The organism is Paraburkholderia sp. Cpub6 (assembly GCF_014201065.1).
GTDB classification, from domain to species: Bacteria; Pseudomonadota; Gammaproteobacteria; order Burkholderiales; family Burkholderiaceae; genus Paraburkholderia; species Paraburkholderia tuberum.
In genome coordinates this window covers 24841-39971 of sequence record NZ_JACHDM010000002.1, presented here as the reverse complement: position 1 = coordinate 39971, position 15131 = coordinate 24841, and the positions used below count along the sequence as shown (strand labels likewise).

The window sequence follows — 15131 nt, the reverse complement described above, 5'->3', positions numbered from 1 at the left end:
GGCGGTTCATCACCGGTCTCTAATGCAAACACCCTTTGCCACCGCCGCGGCATTGCCGCGCCCACTCGCTGTCGACGGCGAATCCACCGCAACGAGTCTGAACGACCCCGACAACGCCCCAGCCGTGCGTCTGTTGACCGACACGTTGCACGAAGCGACGCGGCGCAATGCGTCGGATATCCACATCGAGCCGGCCGAGCATGGCTGGCGTGTGCGCCTGCGTATCGACGGCGTGCTGCATGAAATTCCGCGGCCGCCCGCCCATCTGCGCGACGCGTTCGTCACGCGTGTGAAAGTGCTCGCGCGCATGGACATCGCCGAGCGACGCGTGCCGCAGGACGGCCGGCTACGCCTGGCGACGTCGCCAGGGCGGCTCGAGGATTACCGCGTCAATTCGCTGCCGACACTGTTCGGCGAAAAGCTCGTGCTACGACGGCTCGACGCGTTGCCCACCGATCTTTCGCTCGATTCGCTCGGCCTCGATCCGCGGCAGCGCGAATCCGTCGACGCCGCGATCCGCGCGCCGCACGGTCTGATGCTCGTCACCGGACCGACGGGCAGCGGCAAGACACTATCGCTGTACTGCTTCCTGAACCTGCTGAATGGCGAGGCACGCAACCTCTGCTCGGTGGAAGACCCAGCCGAGATCCAGCTGGCCGGCATCAACCAGGTCAGCGTGCGCGAAAAAGCCGGACTGACTTTCGCGGTCGCGCTGCGGGCTTTTCTGCGTCAGGACCCGGACGTGATCATGGTTGGCGAAATCCGCGACAACGAAACCGCCGACGTTGCCGTGAAGGCCGCCCAAACCGGTCACCTCGTGCTGTCCACGCTGCATACGAACGACGCGCCCGCGGCCATCGCGCGGCTCATCGACATCGGTGTCGAGCCGTACAACCTTGCCGCCGCGCTGCGCATGGTGACCGCGCAGCGGCTGGTGCGGCGACTGTGCGTCGCATGCCGCGCGCCCGCGCCGCATTCGCCGGCGGCACTCCACGCCGCGGGCTTTGGCGAGCATGAGCTCGACGGCTGGCAACCGTATGCGGCGACCGGCTGCGCGGTTTGTCATGGCATCGGCTATCGGGGGCGCGTCGGCATTCATCAGGTGATGCCCGTCTCCGACGCGATGCGTGAGCAGATCGTCGCAAGCGCGGGCGCGCACGAGCTGGCCCGCCTCGCGCAGATGGAACAGGTCGCGACGTTACGCGACGCGGCGCTTGCGCGCGTGCGCGACGGCACCACGAGTCTCGCCGAAGCGCTCGCCGCCACGGAGGTCGCATGAGTACCGCCGCGCTGTCACCAACCCGGTCCGTCTCAGCCGACCTACGCTTCAGATGGCGCGGCGTCGACGCGGACGGCACGCGCCAAAGCGGCACGCTGATCGCGCCCGACGCGAGCGCCGCACGCACGATGCTCAAACGCGACAACCTCTTTATCGTCGAACTCGCAACGCAAGGGCCGGCGCCACGCCCGAAGACGAGCGCGGCCGCTGTCACGCTGTTCACGCGACAACTGTCCAGTCTGCTGCGTGCCGGTTTGCCGCTCGCGCCCGCGCTCGAACTACTCGCGCAGACGCCGACGTCGGGTCAGCGGCAAGGCATGCCGCGCATCGTTGGCACTGTCGCGCGCGACATCACCGCCGGCCTGCGGTTTTCGGCGGCCTTGCAGCGGCACCCGGCGCAGTTCAATGCGCTGTATTGCCAGCTCGTCGAGGTGGGCGAAGCGGCGGGCGCGCTCGTCACCGTGCTCGCCCGCCTCGCCGACGATCGCGAACGCGCCGCCGCGCAGCGCGCCAAGGTGCGCGCGGCTCTCACCTATCCAGCCGCGATCCTGCTGCTCGCGCTCGCGATAACTGCCGCATTGCTGGTGTGGGTCGTGCCGACGTTCAAGCAGATCTTCGATGGCTTCGGCGCGAAGCTGCCCGCGCCGACGCAGTTCGTGCTGGCGCTCTCGGCGGCCGCCGCGCGCTGGAGTGTGCCGCTGTTCATACTGATGCTCGCAATGAGTTCGGCCATCACGCTCGTGCTGCGTCGTTCGGTAGGCGCGCGCATCCGCTTCGCGCGCCTGTCGCTCGACCTGCCGGTGGCCGGCCCGCTGCTGCGCACGCTGTGCGCGGCGCGCTGGAGTCGCGCGCTTGGCACCTTGCTGTCCGCCGGCACGCCGCTCGCCGACGCATTCGATTCGCTCACTCAGGCGACCGGCAATGCCTTCTTCGATCGCGCGACGGCAAGCATCGCCATCAGATTGCGGCGCGGCGAACGGCTCGCCGCGGCTATGCTCGCGGCCCGCTGCTTCCCTCCCGAAGTCGTGCAGCCCGTTGCGGTCGCGGAGGAATCCGGCGCGCTCGACAGCATGCTGCTCGATGTCGCATCGCTTGCGGATCGCCAGGTCGACGACAGGATCGGCACGCTATCGAGCCTGTGTGAACCGCTCGTGATCGTCGTGCTCGGCACACTGGTCGGCGGCCTCGTCATCGCGATGTATCTTCCCATTATTCAACTCGGCAACGTGGTGTAGCATCGCAGCCGAATCCACTTCGTCACCATGCAGGCTCCTCTTCCGCTCGTGTCACAACCTTCCTCCAGCCTGCTCGCGGGCTTACTGCCGGGCCGCTTTGCCAGCGATATCGGCCTCGCGCTCGCGAGCCTGCCCGCCGGCGTGCAGATCGCATTCGCGAGCGTGCTTGGCCTCGTGATTGGCAGCTTCCTGAACGTGGTCGTGCATCGATTGCCGATCATGCTCGAGCGTGCATGGCGCGCCGAAATCAGCGAGACCACCGACGTGCCGCCGCCCGACCACGGACTGCCCGCGCGCTACAACCTGTGGGTGCCGCGCAGCGCGTGCCCGCATTGCGGCCATGTGCTGAGCGCGTGGGAAAACTTGCCGGTGCTGAGCTACCTGCTGTTACGCGGCCGTTGTTCCGCGTGCGGCACGCATATCAGCGCACGCTATCCTCTGCTCGAAATCGCGAGCGCCGCTTTCGCGGCAGGCGCACTGATAGCGTTCGGCCCGACGCTGATGGCACTCGCCGCGTTCGGCCTGTGCGCGACGTTGCTCGCGATGAGCGCGATCGACGTCGACACGCATTTGCTGCCCGACTCCTTGACGCTGCCGCTGTTGTGGGCCGGCCTGATCGTCAATTTCAACGGCATGTTCACGAATCTGCATGATGCGGTGCTCGGCGCTATCTTCGGATATCTGGCGTTGTGGGCCGTGCATTGGGTGTTCAAGCTCGTGCGTGGTATCGAAGGCATGGGCTATGGCGACTTCAAGCTGCTCGCCGCGCTCGGCGCGTGGCTCGGCTGGCCCGCGCTGCCGCAGATCGTGCTGGTCGCCGCGGTGGCCGGTGCCGTGATCGGCCTCGCGGCGACGTGGCGCGGCCGAATGCGCTTCGAGGAGCCGCTGCCGTTCGGGCCGTTTCTCGCGGCGGGCGGTGTGTTGACGCTGTTTGCCGGCACGCCGCTTTATCTGGCTCTGGGGGGCTGAACCATGTTCGTTGTGGGACTCACTGGCGGCATCGGCAGCGGCAAATCGACGGTGGCCGATCTGTTCGCCGCGCGCGGCGTGCCGCTCGTCGACACGGACGTGATCGCGCATCGCATCACCGCGCCGCATGGCCTCGCAATGCCGCACATCGCCGCCGAATTCGGCGCGCAATTCGTCGCCGCCGACGGCTCCCTCGATCGCGCGCGCATGCGCACGCTCGTGTTCAGCGACGAGACCGCGCGCAAACGTCTCGAAGGCATCACGCATCCGCTGATTCGCGCGGAAACCGAGCGCGAAGAGCGCGAAGCGAAAGGACCGTATGTGATCGTCGTGGTGCCGTTGCTGGTCGAGTCCGGGACCTGGAAGAACCGCGTGAATCGCGTGCTCACCGTCGACTGCAGCGTCGACACGCAGATCGCGCGTGTGGTGAGCCGCAACGGCTTCAGCCGTGAGCAGGTGCTCGCAATCATTGCGCGCCAGGCCACGCGCGAAGCGCGGCTCGCCGCCGCCGACGACGTGATCGTCAATGACAATGCGCCGCTCGAAGAACTCGAGGCGCAGGTGGACGCTCACCATCAAGCCTATCTGTCGCTGGCGAAGGGCGATGCCGAGTTGTAGCGCGCGCAGACGCGTCGTCACCGGCACATTGAACTTTGCGCGCACGCGGGAGCCGAAGCGCTCATAACACCCGGAACTCACAAAAAAGTTGCGAAAGCGCGCAGAAAAAGTGCGTGATTGCCTGGGTAGTCCCACGGCATTAGAATGTTTTGCATTCCTGTCACCGACCACGCCCGAGGCGAGCCCGCTTGATCCTTTACGAGTACCCCTTCAATGAGCGAATCCGGACGCTGTTGCGGCTCGAAGATCTGTTCGAGCGCTTCACGTTCTTTCTGACTCAGGAAGACGCGCGGGAACATCACGTCGCACTGACAACGCTGTTCGAAATCTCCGAAGTGGCGGGCCGCGCGGATCTGAAATCGGATCTGATGAAAGAGCTCGAGCGGCAGCGGCAAACGCTCGCGCCATTTCGCGGCAATCCGGGCATCGAGCAGAACGCGCTCGAAGCGGTGCTCGGCGAAATCGAGCAGACGCTTGCGGGGCTCACGCAGATGCAAGGCAAGACCGGCCAGCATCTTGCAGACAACGAGTGGCTCGCGAGCATTCGCAGCCGCGCAATCATCCCCGGTGGTACCTGCAAATTCGACCTGCCCTCGTATTACGCGTGGCAACAGTTGCATCCCGATCAGCGTCGCCAGGACATCGCCAAGTGGGTGACTCCGCTTTTACCGCTGCGCGACGCGGCCACCATCGTGCTGCGGCTCGCGCGTGAGTCGGGCCAGGCGTCGAAGGTGATGGCGATGCAAGGCAGCTATCAGCAAATGCTGTCGGGCCGCTCGTATCAATTGATGCAGGTTCGCGTCGCTCCCGAATTGCGCGTGATTCCCGAAGCGAGCGCCAACAAGTACATGCTGTGGGTGCGCTTTACGGTGCAGGACGGCGATCTGCGGCCGCGCGCGGTCGACGTCGACGTGCCGTTCCAACTCACGCTCTGCAGCCTGTAATCGCCTGTCAATCACCGCCGCATTGAGCAGCGCACACCGGATTTGACCGAACGCGCCTTTGAACCGGCGCGAAATAGCCCTATATTCGTTACTTGTTCCGTTTGCGATTGACCGTCCGACCGTATGCCTACCGTCGTCAAATGTCCTACCTGCGGTAAAGATGTCCGCTGGACCTCCGAAAGCCGTTTCCGTCCTTTCTGCTCCGAGCGCTGCAAGCAGATCGATCTCGGCGCATGGGCCGCCGAAAAATACAAGATTGGCGGCAACGAACAGGAAGGGTCTTCGTCCGAAGAGGAAACGCCGCGCGGCGACTACAACCCGCACTGAGCGAGCCAGTAAAAAAGCCACGCGAACCGACGCTGCCGATACAGCGTCCGTTACCGCGTGGCCTTTTCAGTCACTGCCTTCAATCGATCACTTCTTCTCGGCCGCGAGCCACTCCAGCACCGGAATCGTGGCCGGCAACAACGGCGAGACGTCCGCCGGCAAGCTCTGCCAGACGAAGGCCTGGCCTTCACGCCCGTGCGGCTCGCCCGACCACTGCGTCACCTTGCAGAAGAAGAGGCGCACATAGGCGTGCGGATAATCGTGTTCGAGCGTATGCCACAGATGGCTCGCCTCGACCTCGATTCCCAGCTCCTCGTGCAGCTCGCGCACAAGCGCGGCTTCGACCGATTCGCCCGCTTCGAGCTTGCCGCCCGGAAACTCCCAGTAGCCCTCGTACGGCTTGCCCGTCGGACGCTGCGCGAGCAGATAGCGCCCATCCGGCTGCACCAGCACGCCGACCGCGACTTCGGTGACCGGACGGCCCGCGCCATTGGCGCCGACGCTATTGCCGGCACTATTGCCGGCACTATTGCCGGCGCTTTTGTTAGCGTCGCTCATGCCGGCGTCTTACGGCCGGACCAGTCGCGCGCGAACTGCCATGCGACCCGTCCCGAGCGCGAGCCACGTTCGAGCGCCCACACGAGCGCATCGCCGCGCGCCGATTCGATCTCGGCGTCGTCGCAACCGAAATGACGCAGCCAGTGCGCGATGATCGTCAGGTAGTCGTCCTGCTTGAACGGATAGAAGCTGACCCACAGCCCGAAACGCTCGGACAGCGAAATCTTCTCTTCGACCAGTTCACCCGGATGAATCTCGCCGTCCGAAGTGTGCTTGTACGTCTCGTTGTCGCTCATGTACTCGGGCAGCAGATGGCGGCGGTTCGACGTCGCATAGATCAGTACGTTGTCGGACTGCGCGGCCACCGAGCCGTCGAGCGCGACCTTCAGCGCCTTGTAGCCCGACTCGCCTTCTTCGAACGACAGGTCGTCGCAGAACACGACGAAGCGCTCCGGGCGCTTCGCGATCAGATCGACGATGTCGCCGAGGTCGTGCAGATCGTCCTTGTCCACTTCGATCAGGCGCAGGCCGTCTTTCGCATACGCGTTCAGGCACGCCTTGATCAGCGACGACTTGCCGGTACCGCGCGCGCCCGTCAGCAGCACGTTGTTGGCCGGCTGAGCGCGCACGAACTGGCGCGTGTTCTGTTCGATCAACCCCTTCTGGCGATCGATGTTCTGCAGGTCGTCGAGCGTGATCGGCGAAATGGCATGCACCGGCTGCAAGTAGCCGCGACCCTGGCGCTTGCGCCAGCGGAAAGCGACCGCGGCCGACCAGTCGATGTCCGGCGCGGCGGGCGGAAGCATCGCTTCCAGGCGGCCGAGCACGGCTTCGGCCCGGTTCAGAAACTGTTCGAGTTTGTCCATGGTAAGTAGGCGGCCCGCGGCCGCGCTTTGAAGCTGATTACGAGCGGTAGTCGGCGTTGATGCTCACATAGTCGTGCGACAGATCGCAGGTCCAGATCGTGGCTTGCGCATTACCGCGGCCGAGCACGACGCGAATGCCGATCTCGCTTTTTTTCATCACGCGCTGGCCGTCTTCTTCGCGGTAGGCCGGGTTGCGGCCGCCGGCAGTCGCGACCAGCACGTCGTCCAGATACAGATCGATCTTGCCGACGTCGAGATCGTCAACGCCGGCATAGCCGATGGCCGCGAGAATACGGCCGAGGTTCGGGTCCGATGCATAGAAGGCCGTCTTGACGAGCGGCGAGTGGCCGATCGCGTAGGCGATCTGGCGGCATTCGCCGACGCTCGAGCCGCCTTCGACATGCACGGTCATGAATTTGGTCGCGCCCTCGCCGTCGCGCACGATCAGTTGCGCGAGGTTCTGCGCGACCTCGGTCACCGCGTCGCGCAGCGCTGCATAAGCGGGCGAATCGGTGGACGTGATCGCGGGCAGGCTCGATTTGCCCGACGCGATCAGGATGAACGAATCGTTGGTCGACGTATCGCCATCGATCGTGATGCAGTTGAACGAGCGATCCGCGACGTGCTTCACGAGCTCGTCGAGGACCGGCTGCGCGACGGCTGCGTCGAACGCGAGGAAGCCGAGCATGGTCGCCATGTTCGGCTTGATCATGCCGGCGCCCTTGCTGATGCCGGTCAGCGTGACGGTATGACCGCCGATCGTGACCTGGCGCGAACTCGCCTTCGGCAGCGTGTCGGTCGTCATGATCGACTGCGCCGCGTCGTACCAGTTCGCTTCCTTGCGATTCGCGAGCGCGGCCGGCAAGCCCGCCTTCAGACGATCGACCGGCAGCGGTTCGAGAATCACGCCCGTCGAGAACGGCAGCACCTGCTCGGGCACGATGTCGGCGAGACGCGCGAGTTCCGCGCAGGTTTCGCGCGTCGCCGCGAGGCCCGGCTCACCGGTGCCCGCGTTCGCGTTGCCGGTGTTGATCACCAGCGCGCGAATCGGCTTGCCGCCCGCGCGCACGCGCTGCAGGTTCTCGCGGCAGACCGTGACGGGCGCCGCGCAGAAGCGGTTCTGCGTGAACACGCCGCCTACCGTCGCGCCTTCGTCGACGGAAATGACGAGCACGTCCTTGCGGTTCGGTTTGCGGATATTCGCTTCCGCCCAGCCTAGCGTGACGCCGGCGACGGGGTGGAGTTGAGCGGGATCGATCGAGGGAAAGTTGACAGCCATGGTCGCGACCTGTCGAAGAAAATGCCGGCGGACGCCGGCATCGGGGAAACGGAACTGATGACCCGGGTGTGTTGCCGGGTCACCCGCGAAATCAAAACGGCCAAACGGCGCTTAAAAACGACACGGCGCGCCCGGAAGCGCGCCGCATCGCCATCAGGCGATCTTGCCATGGCACTGCTTGTACTTCTTGCCGCTGCCGCACGGGCACGGGTCGTTGCGGCCGACCTTCGGCACGTTGTCGGCATTCATGTGCACGGCCGCCTGCGGCGCTGCGCCGTGGCCGTGGCTCATCGCGTCGCCGATCATCGCGGCGGTGGCCGCTTCGGCCGCGACCGGCGCGGCGGCGCCGGCTTCCGCGAACTCGGCATGACGGAACTCGACGTGCTCCAGATGACCGCCCTGCTCTTCCATCTGCTCCGCGGCCGCTTCGAGCTGCTCCGGCGACTGGATCTGCACGTTCATCACGATGCGCGTGACTTCGAGCTTCACGGCGTCGAGCATCGCGGCGAACAGTTCGAACGCCTCGCGCTTGTATTCCTGCTTCGGGTTCTTCTGCGCATAGCCGCGCAGATGGATGCCCTGACGCAGATGATCGAGCGCGGCCAGATGCTCGCGCCACGCGCGGTCGAGCGTCTGCAGCATGATCGAGCGCTCGAACGCGCTGAACGATTCGCGGCCGACCAACTGGACCTTCGCCTCGTACCCTTCGTCCGCGGCGGCCTCGACCGCTTCGAGAATCTCTTCCGCGCTGATCGAGTTCGACTCGTTGATCATTTCCTGAATCGCGAGGTCGAGCTGCCATTCGTTGCGCAGCACTTCCTCGAGCTCGGGCACGTCCCACTGCTCTTCTATGCTGCCCACCGGCACGAACTGATGCACGATGTCGCCGACCACGCCGTGACGCATCGCGCTGATGGTCTCGGTGATGTCGTTCGCTTCGAGCAGTTCGTTGCGCTGCTGGTAGATCACCTTGCGCTGGTCGTTCGATACGTCGTCGTATTCGAGCAATTGCTTACGAATATCGAAGTTGCGCGCCTCGACCTTGCGTTGCGCCGATTCAATCGAGCGCGACACGATGCCCGCTTCGATCGCCTCGCCTTCCGGCATCTTCAGGCGGTCCATGATCGCGCGCACGCGGTCGCCCGCGAAAATGCGCAGCAGCGGATCTTCCAGCGACAGATAGAAGCGCGACGAACCCGGGTCGCCCTGACGGCCCGCACGGCCGCGCAGCTGGTTGTCGATCCGGCGCGACTCGTGACGTTCGGTGCCGATGATGTGCAGGCCGCCCGCGGCCTTCACCTGATCGTGCAGCGTCTGCCATTCGTCGTGCAGCTTCTGGATGCGGCGCTGCTTTTCGTCGGCGGCGAGCGTTTCGTCCTGCTCGATGAACGACGCCTGCTTCTCCGCGTTGCCGCCGAGCACGATGTCCGTACCACGGCCGGCCATGTTGGTCGCGATCGTGATGCGCTGCGGACGGCCCGCTTCGGCGACGATCTCCGCTTCGCGCGCGTGCTGCTTCGCGTTCAGCACTTCGTGCGGCAAGCTGACCTGCTTCAGCAGATGCGACAGCAGCTCCGAGTTCTCGATCGACGTCGTGCCAACCAGCACCGGCTGACCTCGTTCGAAGCACTCGCGAATGTCGCGGATCACCGCGTCGTAGCGTTCCTTCGCGGTCTTGTAGATCTGATCCTGCTTGTCGATCCGCTTCGGCGGACGGTTGGTCGGGATCACGACCGTTTCGAGACCGTAGATCTCGTTGAATTCGTACGCTTCGGTGTCGGCCGTGCCGGTCATGCCGGCCAGCTTCGCGTACATGCGGAAGTAGTTCTGGAACGTGATCGATGCGAGCGTCTGGTTCTCGCTCTGGATCTTCACGTGTTCCTTCGCCTCGACCGCCTGGTGCAGACCGTCAGACCAACGGCGGCCGGCCATCAGACGGCCGGTGAATTCGTCGACGATGATTACTTCGCCGTTCTGCACGACGTAGTGCTGATCCTTGAAGAACAGCGTGTGCGCGCGCAACGCCGCGTACACGTGGTGCATCAGCGTGATGTTCTGCGGCGCGTACAGGCTTTCGCCGTCGCCGATCAGGCCCCACTCGGAGAGCAGGCGCTCGGCCTTTTCGTGGCCCGACTCGGTCAGGAAGACCTGACGGCCTTTTTCGTCCAGCGTGTAGTCGCCCGGCTTCTCGACGCCGGTGCCGTCCGCCTTCTCTTCGCCGATCTGGCGCTCGAGCAGCGGCGGCAACGCGTTCATGCGCACGTAGAGTTCGGTGTGATCTTCGGCCTGGCCGGAGATGATCAGCGGCGTACGCGCTTCGTCGATCAGGATCGAGTCCACCTCGTCGACGACCGCGAAGTTCAGGCTACGCTGCACGCGCGCGTCGGTCTCGTAGACCATGTTGTCGCGCAGGTAGTCGAAGCCGAATTCGTTGTTGGTGCCGTAGGTGATGTCGGCGGCGTAGGCTTGCTGCTTCGCCGTGTGCTCCATCTGCGACAGGTTGATACCGACGGACAGACCGAGGAAGTTGTAGAGACGCGCCATCCATTCGGCGTCGCGCTGCGCGAGGTAGTCGTTGACCGTGACCACGTGGACGCCGCGGCCCGACAGCGCGTTCAGGTAGACCGGCAGCGTCGCGACGAGCGTCTTGCCCTCGCCGGTGCGCATTTCGCTGATCTTGCCGTAGTGCAGCGCCATACCGCCGATCAGCTGCACGTCGAAGTGGCGCATCTTCAGCACCCGCTTGCTGGCCTCGCGGCAGACCGCGAACGCTTCCGGCAGGATCTTGTCGAGCGATTCGCCGCTCGCAACGCGCTGGCGGAATTCACCCGTTTTGGCGCGCAGTTGGTCATCCGTCAATTGCTCGATCTGCGGCTCGAGCGCATTGATCGCCGCGACGGTCTTTTGATATTGCTTGACTAGCCGCTGATTACGGCTGCCAAAAATCTTCTGTAGAAAACCGGTGGTCATCGGATCGGTGTCTGCGTCGCGGCTTCGGCTGGCTCGCGGTATGCACTATGCGCATACCGCGCCTGGGTCGGAAAGTCCTCGGCGGCTTAGTCCAAGAGTGAATTCGAATCGGGCATTTTAGCACGCGCCTCCGGCCGCGCTCGTGTCGCAGGCGTGACGGCGCCGACCTCCGCCAGCCCCGCCCGGCAACCTCCGGCGCGGCGCGGACCGACTTCGCAAGCTGCCCGCGCGGTACAATCGCGGCGTGAGCGCGCATGGGGCGAGCTCACGTCGTCAATCCCAAACATGAGCCGTTTTTCGTCCTTTTCAAGGCCGCCGAAGCAGTTCGATCGGCGCCGTCCGCAACCGCTTGCCGAGGTACTCGGCCGCACGGACGCGTTCGCTGCGCTGCGCGCAGGCGTCGAGCAGATCGCCGCGCTCGAGAAGGATCTGCGCGAGCTGCTGCCCGATTATCTGGCGACGAGCGTCGAGCCTGGCTTCATCAAGGAGGGCGTGCTGGCCCTGTTCGCCGCGCACAACGCGCTCGCGGCGCGTCTGCGGCATCTGGAGCCGCGGCTGCTGGCGGATTTGCAGCAGCGCGGCTGGCCCGTGCAGGCGCTGAAGATTCGCGTGCGGCCGCAGCCGCTGAAAGAACCGCCGCCCGTAAAACAGGCGCGCATGACGCCGGCGGGCGCCGCCGCGCTGCAGGCGTTGAGCGAATCGCTCGAGCCTTCGCCGTTGCAGGAGGCGCTGGCGCGCATGGCCGCGCGACATCGGCGCAATCGCTGAACGCTCGACGAAAAAAACGGCCCCGAGGGGCCGTTTTTTGTTTGCTTGCCTGTTACGCTGGCTTTATGCGAACGCAGTCTGCGTCTCGTACGCGAAGCCGCGCGGGGCCTTCTGCGTGTCGTCGAAAGTGACGATTTCGTACGAGTCTTCGTGCGCGAGCAGCTCACGCAGCAACGCGTTGTTCAGACCGTGGCCCGACTTGTACGCGGTGTACGACGCGAGCAGCGGGTGGCCGACCACGTACAGGTCGCCGATGGCGTCGAGCATTTTGTGCTTGACGAACTCGTCGTCGTAACGCAAGCCGTCGTTGTTCAGGATGCGATACTCGTCGAGCACGATCGCGTTGTCCATGCTGCCGCCGCGCGCGAGGCCGAGCTCACGCATCATTTCCACTTCATGCGCGAAGCCGAACGTGCGGGCACGCGCGATTTCGCGCACGTACGACGTGTTGGCGAAATCCACTTCCAACGCCTGACCGGTTTTGTCCACGGCCGGGTGACGGAAGTCGATCGTGAATTTGAGCTTGAAACCGAAGTACGGATCGAGGCGCGCGAACTTGTCGCCGTCACGGATTTCGACCGGCTTCGTGACCTTGATGAATTTCTTCGGCGCGTTCTGCTCTTCGATACCCGCCGACTGGATCAGGAACACGAACGAACCCGCGCTGCCGTCCATGATCGGGATTTCCTCGGCGGTGACGTCGACGTAAAGATTGTCGATGCCAAGACCGGCGCAGGCGGACATCAGATGCTCGATGGTCGACACGCGCGCGCCGTCTTTCTGCAACACAGAAGCCAGACGCGTATCGCCAATCGCCAGCGCCGACGCAGGAATGTCCACCGGCGTGGGCAAATCCACGCGCGAAAACACGATGCCAGTGCCCGGCGCCGCCGGGCGGAGTGTCAGATTGACTTTACGGCCGGAGTGCAGCCCGATGCCGACAGTCTTGACGATCGATTTAATTGTGCGCTGCTTCAACATAATGGCATTCTGTTCGATTGAAAATCCTAATCAGGATTTTTTATTCCATAGCGCGAATTATACTCCAATCCCCAGACCAGCGTCTTTGCGGGGAACGTGACAATCTGTTTCGCTGCATTACCCACTGGGCTCAGCGACGGAAAGCGTGACGGGCCGATGCCCCGGAACGGAGGCGTTTCCGGTCATCGGCCCGCGTAACGGCCTGTCACAAAAGCGTCGTAATCACCGTTGCCGTAACGCCACGCGGCATAAGCGCAGGGTCGCGACGAAGGTGCGACGTCAGCAACTAGCTCAACGTGGCGAGAATACTCGCTGCATCGCTGACTTCGAATTTGCCGGCAGCCTCGACGTTCAGCGTCTTGACCACGCCGTCGTCGATCACCATCGCGTAGCGCAGGGAACGGATCCCCATGCCGCGCGCCGACAGATCCTGCTCCAGACCAAGCGCCCGTGTGAAAGCCGCACTACCGTCCGCCATCATGCGCACCTTGCCCGAGGTGTGCTGATCGCGTCCCCACGCGCCCATGACGAACGCGTCGTTGACGGACACGCACCAGATTTCGTCGATGCCGGCAGCGCGCAACTGCTCGGCATGCTCGACATAGCCCGGTACATGTTTGGCCGAACAGGTCGGCGTGAACGCGCCGGGCAATCCGAAGATCACCACGCGCTTGCCCGCCGTCTGCTCGTGCACGTCGAAACTGTTCGGTCCGATCGTGCAGCCCGCCCGGTCGTCTTCGACGTACTCGAAGAGCGTCGCGTCGGGCAGCTTTTCACCTACCTTGATCATGCTCAGTCCTTTGCATCGATGCGAAGCACGCTCGCACGTCCTCGTGTCGCAGTGAATTTCGGTTCGGCCCATTCAACGATAAGCCAACGCCGTTCGGCGGCAGTCACTTCGTCCGCTTCGCGAATCCGCAGAGGACAGTTGCCCCTGCCGCGAATCAGACGATAAGCGACCTGCTTGCCGTTCACCCGCCACGCTCGTGCATTCGTCCGCCAGCGCTGCATCTGCGACCTTACTCGCAACGCGGCAACGAAGCCTGCCCGTGCGCTCAGTCCGCCTGCTTGCGCAGGAATGCCGGAATGTCGTACGTATCGACGCCCTTTTCCTGCAGCGCCTGCACGTGCGAGGCCGCCGTGTCGCGCGACGTGCGCCACACTGCCGGCGTATCGAGCGCGCCGTAGTCGGCCGTGCTGGCGTGGCCTGCCGCCGGTGCGTACGCCGCATGCGCCATCGCGCCGATCGGCTGGTTGTCGGTGCCGGTGCGCAGCAGCGTCATCGGTGCAGATTGCTGCTTCTTCGCCGCTCGGCCGAGGCCCGTCGCAACGACCGTCACGCGCAGCGCGTCGCCCATCGCGTCGTCGTACACGGCGCCGAAGATCACCGTGGCATCTTCCGCGGCATAGCTCTTGATCGTGTTCATCACTTCGCGCGTTTCCGAAAGACGCAGCGAACGGCTCGACGTGATGTTGACCAGCACGCCACGCGCGCCCGACAGATCGACGCCTTCCAGCAGCGGGCTCGCGACGGCCTGTTCGGCAGCAAGACGCGCGCGATCGACGCCGGCAACCGTCGCCGTGCCCATCATCGCCTTGCCCTGCTCGCCCATTACGGTCTTCACGTCTTCGAAGTCGACGTTGACGAGACCGTCGACGTTGATGATTTCCGCAATGCCCGCGACAGCGTTGTTCAGAACGTCGTCAGCGCACTGGAAGCACTTGTCCATTTCGGCGTCGTCGCCCATCACCTCGAACAGCTTGTCGTTCAGCACGACGATCAGCGAGTCGACGTGATCCTCCAGTTGCTGCGAACCGGCTTCCGCCACGCGCATACGCTTGCCGCCTTCGAATTCGAACGGCTTGCTGACGACGCCAACGGTCAAAATACCCATTTCCTTCGCGATCTGCGCGACGACCGGTGCCGCGCCCGTGCCGGTACCGCCACCCATGCCGGCGGTGATGAACACCATGTGCGCGCCGCGCAGTGCGTCGGCGATACGCTCGCGTGCTTCTTCAGCGGCGGCGCGGCCCATTTCCGGCTTGGCGCCCGCGCCCAGACCCGTGTTGCCGAGCTGGATCACCGCGGTGGCACGCGAACGCGACAGCGCCTGCGCGTCCGTGTTCATCACGATGAAGTCGACGCCTTGCACGCCTTTGTTGATCATGTGCTGAACGGCATTGCCGCCAGCGCCACCGACTCCGACGACCTTGATGATCGTGCCGCTCGTTTCGGTTTCCAGCATCTGGAATTCCATGTTGCCTCCGTCAAGATAAAAAGTTACCGCCACTCGGCGTTATCCGGCAGGAGATCGGGCAACCCCCTGTCGCGCGCCG

Annotated in this window: 14 protein-coding genes; 7 read left to right on the top strand and 7 right to left on the bottom strand. The window is 64.5% G+C overall.

Features of this window, described 5'->3' with window-relative positions:
* Positions 1 to 22: 22 nt before the first annotated feature.
* The 6 genes from HDG33_RS04920 (at position 23) to yacG (ending at position 5372) form a co-directional block, all read left to right on the top strand.
* Positions 23 to 1279: a GspE/PulE family protein gene (locus HDG33_RS04920; RefSeq protein ID WP_184022877.1), complete on the top strand. Its 1257-nt coding sequence runs from the start codon at positions 23 to 25 to the stop codon at positions 1277 to 1279.
* Complete coding sequence (locus HDG33_RS04915; RefSeq protein WP_184022876.1) at positions 1276 to 2514, top strand: type II secretion system F family protein; 1239 nt, start codon at positions 1276 to 1278, stop codon at positions 2512 to 2514. The genes HDG33_RS04920 and HDG33_RS04915 overlap by 4 nt, the downstream gene beginning before the upstream one ends.
* A gap of 27 nt (positions 2515 to 2541) precedes the next feature.
* Positions 2542 to 3483 carry an A24 family peptidase gene (locus HDG33_RS04910; RefSeq protein ID WP_184022875.1) on the top strand — a complete coding sequence of 314 codons (942 nt, stop codon included), beginning with the start codon at positions 2542 to 2544 and terminating at the stop codon, positions 3481 to 3483.
* A 3-nt stretch (positions 3484 to 3486) separates the two neighbouring features.
* Positions 3487 to 4101, top strand: a complete 615-nt coding sequence (gene coaE, locus HDG33_RS04905) for a dephospho-CoA kinase (RefSeq protein WP_184022874.1) — start codon at positions 3487 to 3489, stop codon at positions 4099 to 4101.
* Positions 4102 to 4289: 188 nt separating this feature from the next.
* On the top strand, positions 4290 to 5045 hold the full coding sequence (gene zapD, locus HDG33_RS04900; protein ID WP_008921182.1) for a cell division protein ZapD: 756 nt from the start codon (positions 4290 to 4292) through the stop codon (positions 5043 to 5045).
* Positions 5046 to 5168: 123 nt separating this feature from the next.
* On the top strand, positions 5169 to 5372 hold the full coding sequence (gene yacG, locus HDG33_RS04895) for a DNA gyrase inhibitor YacG (protein ID WP_184022873.1): 204 nt from the start codon (positions 5169 to 5171) through the stop codon (positions 5370 to 5372).
* Positions 5373 to 5459: 87 nt separating this feature from the next.
* On the opposite strand, the gene HDG33_RS04890 is transcribed toward yacG, so the two are convergent.
* The 4 genes from HDG33_RS04890 to secA form a co-directional block, all read right to left on the bottom strand.
* A complete protein-coding gene (locus HDG33_RS04890) occupies positions 5460 to 5930 on the bottom strand; it encodes an NUDIX domain-containing protein (RefSeq protein WP_184022872.1) in 471 nt (156 codons plus the stop codon).
* Positions 5927 to 6796 carry an ATP-binding protein gene (locus tag HDG33_RS04885; RefSeq protein ID WP_184022871.1) on the bottom strand — a complete coding sequence of 290 codons (870 nt, stop codon included), beginning with the start codon at positions 6794 to 6796 and terminating at the stop codon, positions 5927 to 5929. The genes HDG33_RS04890 and HDG33_RS04885 overlap by 4 nt, the downstream gene beginning before the upstream one ends.
* Positions 6797 to 6833: 37 nt before the next feature.
* Positions 6834 to 8075, bottom strand: coding sequence for a bifunctional glutamate N-acetyltransferase/amino-acid acetyltransferase ArgJ (gene argJ / locus HDG33_RS04880; protein ID WP_184022870.1), 1242 nt, complete (start codon positions 8073 to 8075; stop codon positions 6834 to 6836).
* Between the two features lie 153 nt (positions 8076 to 8228).
* On the bottom strand, positions 8229 to 11045 hold the full coding sequence (gene secA / locus HDG33_RS04875) for a preprotein translocase subunit SecA (RefSeq protein WP_184022869.1): 2817 nt from the start codon (positions 11043 to 11045) through the stop codon (positions 8229 to 8231).
* Between the two features lie 285 nt (positions 11046 to 11330).
* Between secA and HDG33_RS04870 the strand changes: the two genes are divergently transcribed.
* Positions 11331 to 11813 carry a DciA family protein gene (locus HDG33_RS04870; protein ID WP_090801953.1) on the top strand — a complete coding sequence of 161 codons (483 nt, stop codon included), beginning with the start codon at positions 11331 to 11333 and terminating at the stop codon, positions 11811 to 11813.
* A gap of 63 nt (positions 11814 to 11876) precedes the next feature.
* On the opposite strand, the gene lpxC is transcribed toward HDG33_RS04870, so the two are convergent.
* The 3 genes from lpxC to ftsZ all read right to left on the bottom strand — a co-directional run bounded on the left by lpxC (position 11877) and on the right by ftsZ (position 15052).
* Entirely contained in the window at positions 11877 to 12794 is a 918-nt protein-coding gene (gene lpxC, locus HDG33_RS04865) for a UDP-3-O-acyl-N-acetylglucosamine deacetylase (RefSeq protein ID WP_090801955.1), read from the bottom strand.
* 286 nt (positions 12795 to 13080) lie between these two features.
* The gene (locus HDG33_RS04860; protein WP_184022868.1) at positions 13081 to 13584 is read right to left on the bottom strand and encodes a peroxiredoxin; all 504 of its coding nucleotides are present in this window, start codon (positions 13582 to 13584) and stop codon (positions 13081 to 13083) included.
* Between the two features lie 265 nt (positions 13585 to 13849).
* Entirely contained in the window at positions 13850 to 15052 is a 1203-nt protein-coding gene (gene ftsZ / locus HDG33_RS04855; protein WP_184006597.1) for a cell division protein FtsZ, read from the bottom strand.
* Between the last annotated feature and the right edge of the window lie 79 nt (positions 15053 to 15131).

Excerpts from the sequence above, each read along its gene's own strand:
- HDG33_RS04870 (WP_090801953.1), top strand. The coding sequence starts at position 11,331 with ATGAGCCGTTTTTCGTCCTTTTCAAGGCCGCCGAAGCAGTTCGATCGG.
- HDG33_RS04860 (WP_184022868.1), bottom strand. The coding sequence starts at position 13,584 with ATGATCAAGGTAGGTGAAAAGCTGCCCGACGCGACGCTCTTCGAGTAC.
- yacG (WP_184022873.1), top strand. The coding sequence starts at position 5,169 with ATGCCTACCGTCGTCAAATGTCCTACCTGCGGTAAAGATGTCCGCTGG.
- secA (WP_184022869.1), bottom strand. The coding sequence starts at position 11,045 with ATGACCACCGGTTTTCTACAGAAGATTTTTGGCAGCCGTAATCAGCGG.
- HDG33_RS04890 (WP_184022872.1), bottom strand. The coding sequence starts at position 5,930 with ATGAGCGACGCTAACAAAAGCGCCGGCAATAGTGCCGGCAATAGTGCC.
- argJ (WP_184022870.1), bottom strand. The coding sequence starts at position 8,075 with ATGGCTGTCAACTTTCCCTCGATCGATCCCGCTCAACTCCACCCCGTC.
- HDG33_RS04885 (WP_184022871.1), bottom strand. The coding sequence starts at position 6,796 with ATGGACAAACTCGAACAGTTTCTGAACCGGGCCGAAGCCGTGCTCGGC.
- coaE (WP_184022874.1), top strand. The coding sequence starts at position 3,487 with ATGTTCGTTGTGGGACTCACTGGCGGCATCGGCAGCGGCAAATCGACG.
- HDG33_RS04920 (WP_184022877.1), top strand. The coding sequence starts at position 23 with ATGCAAACACCCTTTGCCACCGCCGCGGCATTGCCGCGCCCACTCGCT.
- ftsZ (WP_184006597.1), bottom strand. The coding sequence starts at position 15,052 with ATGGAATTCCAGATGCTGGAAACCGAAACGAGCGGCACGATCATCAAG.
- lpxC (WP_090801955.1), bottom strand. The coding sequence starts at position 12,794 with ATGTTGAAGCAGCGCACAATTAAATCGATCGTCAAGACTGTCGGCATC.
- HDG33_RS04915 (WP_184022876.1), top strand. The coding sequence starts at position 1,276 with ATGAGTACCGCCGCGCTGTCACCAACCCGGTCCGTCTCAGCCGACCTA.
- HDG33_RS04910 (WP_184022875.1), top strand. The coding sequence starts at position 2,542 with ATGCAGGCTCCTCTTCCGCTCGTGTCACAACCTTCCTCCAGCCTGCTC.